Annotated in this window: 2 protein-coding genes; both read right to left on the reverse strand. The window is 30.7% G+C overall.

The annotated features are described in order from the left end of the window. Window positions 1-52: 52 nt before the first annotated feature. Window positions 53-3,052 (reverse strand): UvrD-helicase domain-containing protein, encoded by a 3,000-nt coding sequence (locus tag MWU84_RS23545; protein WP_246906454.1) that lies wholly within the window; start codon window positions 3,050-3,052, stop codon window positions 53-55. Continuing rightward, window positions 3,045-4,409, reverse strand: a complete 1,365-nt coding sequence (gene rmuC, locus MWU84_RS23550; protein ID WP_246906455.1) for a DNA recombination protein RmuC — start codon at window positions 4,407-4,409, stop codon at window positions 3,045-3,047. The genes MWU84_RS23545 and rmuC overlap by 8 nt, the downstream gene beginning before the upstream one ends. Between the last annotated feature and the right edge of the window lie 229 nt (window positions 4,410-4,638).

Raw genomic sequence — 4,638 nt, forward strand, 5'->3', positions numbered from 1 at the left:
TAGCAATCCCCATAGTAAGGGAAAACAGGACCCGGTTCAGTCAACACGGTCTTCATGTTTGGCCGTACCGACCACACGAAGTCTTAGTTATTGGGCTTAGTATTTTTTCCTCAGTTTCTTGTTCTTTAGCTATTTCTTTGTCCGATTTTTTTGGTTCAGATAAAAGTTCCGATTTAGAATTTTCGACTTTTATTTTCTCAAGTTCTGCCTTTTCTTCTTTTAAATCAGCTATTCTTTTTCGGGCTTCTTTTTTCTTTTGTTCAAAATCAATTAGCTCTTTACTAGTATCTTTTTTTTCTTTTCTTTCAGATATGAATTTTTCATAAGAATAAACTTGCATTTCATAGTCATTAGGATATTCTGCAATAGCTTTTTTTCTAATATGACTATCTTCAAATTTTGACATTTTTTGTTTTGCATCAAGTTGTTTGTCATAAACATATTGTTGCATTTCGTAATCGAGAGGATAATCCTTTTTTGCTAAAATCTCAATTTCTGAATCTTTAACAGAAGCCATATATTTTTTAGCAACTACATTTTTATCATAGATATGTTGTTGCATACAATAATCATTTTTGTATTGTTTTATTGCAAATTCCTCTAATTCATTATCTGTTACGGCTGTCATATACAAAAATGCTTCAACTTGATTTTTGTATACATAATCTCTCATTTCCTTATCATCAGGGTATTCCTTTTTCGCAAATCGTTTGATTTTTGCTTGGATTTTCTTATCTAATTTAATCTCCTTATTTTTTTCTGGTTTCTTTTCGCTTTTATTTATAACTATTTCTGTTTTATTGCTTTCTTTAATTTGAATTTCGTTTTCTGCAAATGAATTCGAATCATCATCTGATTTAGATTTTTCAATCTTTTCTTCTTCTTTGAGTTCAGTTGGTTTTTCGATTTTTGTTAAACCTCTAAATTCAAAATTTATTGGTTTAGTTTTTCCTGTTTCGATAAACTCGATTTGATATTCTCCTTTTTCTTCATTTACCTCAATTACTTTACCTTGTTTCCAAATCAAGTGATTTACCAAATCTCCAACGTCAAATTTCTTTTGAATTAATTGTCGACTTGCATCAAGTTTAAGTTGTTCTTTAGCTTCATTTATGATTTCTTGACTTAATTCTCCTTTTCGCACAAAATAATTGTCGCTTATTTCAAATAAAAAACGAGAAGGATACTTATTTAAACCTGTACTGAAATTGAATCCTTCTGATTCAGTCATATAAAATGCTTTTTCTGCTCTTGTAATTGCAACATAAGTTAAACGTCTTTCTTCTTCAATTGCTTTTGCTCTTCTTTCTTTAATTGACATTGCACTTGGTAATACACCTTCTGTGAAGCCACAAAGAAAAACGTAAGGAAACTCTAAACCTTTGGAAGTGTGAATAGTCATTAATTTAATTCGGTCATTTCTATCATCTTCAATATCCATATCTGTGTATAGAGCAATTTCTTGCAAATATTCAGTAAGGTTTATTGGTTCTTCATCTTGGGTTTCTAATAAAATTATAGAGTTCTGAAGTTCTTTGATATTATCTAATCTATCTGTGTCTCCATCAGTCCTGTAATAAGCAGATAAACCGCTTTCGTCCATTATTTCTTTTACTAAATCCGAAATAATTAAATCTGCTTTTGATTTTTTATACTTTTCTATAAGTTCAATAAATTCAACCGCTCCTTTACGACTTAAATCTTTTTGCGTTATGTTTTGTTGTAAAGCTGAATAAAGGGAAATGCTTTCTTTTTCAGCAATTTTTGCGACATTTTCAATGAATTTTTTTCCTAAACCTCTGCTTGGTGTATTTACAACTCTCAAGAAGGAAAAATCATCTTCAAATTCAATCAATCGTAAATATGCTAAGACATCTTTAATTTCTTTACGCTCAAAGAATCGAATACCTCCAAAAACTGAATAAGGAATATTTTCTCTGATTAACGATTGTTCAATACTACGTGAAATATGATTTGCTCTATATAGAATTGCAAAATCTGAATATTTACAATTTTCATCATTTACAAGTCTTTTGATTTCATTTGCAACCCATAACCCTTCTTCGTAATCATTCTCTCCGTGAAAATGAACAACCTCAACACCTTCGGGATTTTGAGTAAACATATCCTTGTCTACTCGAATTTTGTTGTTTTTAATTATGTGATTGCCGAGACTTAAAATATTCGGTGTTGAACGATAATTTTGATTCATAATTATCGTTTTTGAATCAATAAATTGTTTGTCAAAATCAACCAAAATTTCAGGTTTTGCTCCTCTCCATTCATAAATGGTTTGGTCTGGGTCGCCAACAACGAAAAGATTTTTATGGAACTGAGAAAGCATCTCAATTAGCATAAATTGTTTTTGCGAACTATCTTGAGTTTCGTCAACTTGTATGTAGTGTAGTCTCTTTTGCCACTTTTCAAGAACATCAGGATTATTAACAAATATGTAAAGAGCAAAATTGAGTAAATCATCAAAGTCTAAAGCGAAATTTCTTTGTTGCTTTTCTAAATACCTAATAAAGACTTTTTCTATTTCATTATCAGTTTCTTTTTTCTTTGATTCAAGGATGTATTGTAGATATTCCTGTGAAGTTTTTTGTTTACTTATATATCTTAAAACTTGTTTAAAAGTGAATACTTTTGATGTTAGACCCAATTCATTATAAACTTGTCGAAGAACAGTTTTTTGGTCTTCAACGTCCATAATTATAAAGTTTTTTGGGTATTTGATTTTGTTTATGTCCTCTCTTAATACTCGAACACAAAATCCGTGATAAGTGGTTATGTAACTTAAATCTGAATTTTCTCCAACTAAACGTTTTACTCTTTTTCGCATTTCTTGTGCAGCCTTGTTGGTAAAGGTCACACAGAGGATATTAGAAGAATTAATTCCTAACGCTTCAACAATGTAGGCATATCTTTGAGTCAGAGCTTTTGTTTTTCCCGAACCTGCACCTGCGATTACTCTGACAAAACCTTCGGTTTCTGTTACAGCTTTCAACTGTTGTTCGTTCAAATTTTCTTTTAGCTTCTGAATACTATCCATTATCTTCTTCTAAGTCTAATAAATTATCTGTTATTTCAGGTAATATTGCTTTCGCTTGTCCCTCGTCTAGTGTTTCAACGTTTTTTAATTTTCTTTGAATAGCTCTTGTTCTTTTACCCATTACATCATCTAGTTGATTCAATCCTGTTTGGATATTTTTTTGAGCTTTTTGCATCATTCCTCCAAAGTTTTCAAATTCCTTTTTAACGGCTCCTAAAACTTGCCAAACTTCGCCACTTCTCTTTTGAATAGCTAAGGTTTTGAAGCCCATTTGTAAACTATTCAAAATGGCAGCTAATGTTGTTGGACCTGTTACAATTATCTTATAATCTTTTTGTAAAGTTTCAAGTAAAGATGCTTTTCTTACAACTTCAGCATAAATGCCTTCGAACGGTAAAAACATTATTCCAAAATCAGTCGTATTTGGTGGGTCAATATATTTCTCGCTTATATCTTTAGCCATTTTTTTAATGGTGTTGTCTAGTTCTTTTTGAGCGAATTGAATTTTATCTAAATCGCCATCATCATAAGCTACTTGAAGTTTTTCGTAAACATCTTTTGGGAACTTAGCATCAACTGGAAGCCAAACTACAGAGTTATCATCATTTTTTCCTGGTAGTTTAATAGCAAATTCAACTGTAGCTGAACTACCTTTTTTTGTTTTAACATTAGCTTCGTACTGCTCAGGTGCAAGTATTTGTTCCAATAGCATTGCAAGTTGAACTTCTCCAATTCCACCACGCATTTTGACGTTACTGAGAACTTTTTTTAAGCCACCAACATCAGTAGCTAAATTCTTCATTTCTCCCAAACCTTCTTGAACTGATTTCAATTGTTTTCCAACTGTTTCAAAGGATTGAGTTAAACGTTCATTTAGTGTTTTTTGTAATTTTTCATCAACTGTTTTTCTAACCTCATTCAGTTGTTTTGTATTATCCTCTCTGATTTCCTTAAGCTGATTTTCAACAGTTTCTTTTACTTCTTTTATTCTTTTTTCTGATTCTTTATTTATTTCAGTTTGTTGTTTGCTAAAACTGTCAAATCTATCTTTTAGTAAATCATTTAATCTTTTTGTATTTGTGTCAAAACCTTCTTTAAAACTGTCTAAAGATTTTGATAATTCTTCTCTTTGGTTTTTTGATAATGAGCTTGTTTCTTCTCTATTTCTCTGAAATTCATCTTTCATTGACTTGTCGGTTCTTTCCAAAGTTGAATCAAATTTGACTAATGAATTTTTGGTTTCATTAAAATTCCCTTCAATGTCAAAATCAAGTTTTATCTTTTTGACTAAAGTTACAATCAGATTTACTGCAAGTAAGATTATCAGTATTATGAGTAGTATTATTTCTGTCGTCATATTTGGTTTTTCAATATTAAGCCCAACGGTCTAGGCTATGCGTAGTGCGGGATTTCAAGGCACTTTACTTTCCGTTTAGCTGTTAGTTTATTTAATGTAATTACTTTCATATTAGCACTTTCGCCCGCATTACGTATAGCCATTGTGCCTGTTGCACAAGTTATGAAAAATTAATATTGGCTTAATATTAAAAAGAGGTCGATTTCGTAACTTAATGTATGCAAGGAAA

It is taken from the genome of Arenibacter sp. F20364 (assembly GCF_023015905.1).
Classification (GTDB): domain Bacteria; phylum Bacteroidota; class Bacteroidia; order Flavobacteriales; family Flavobacteriaceae; genus Arenibacter.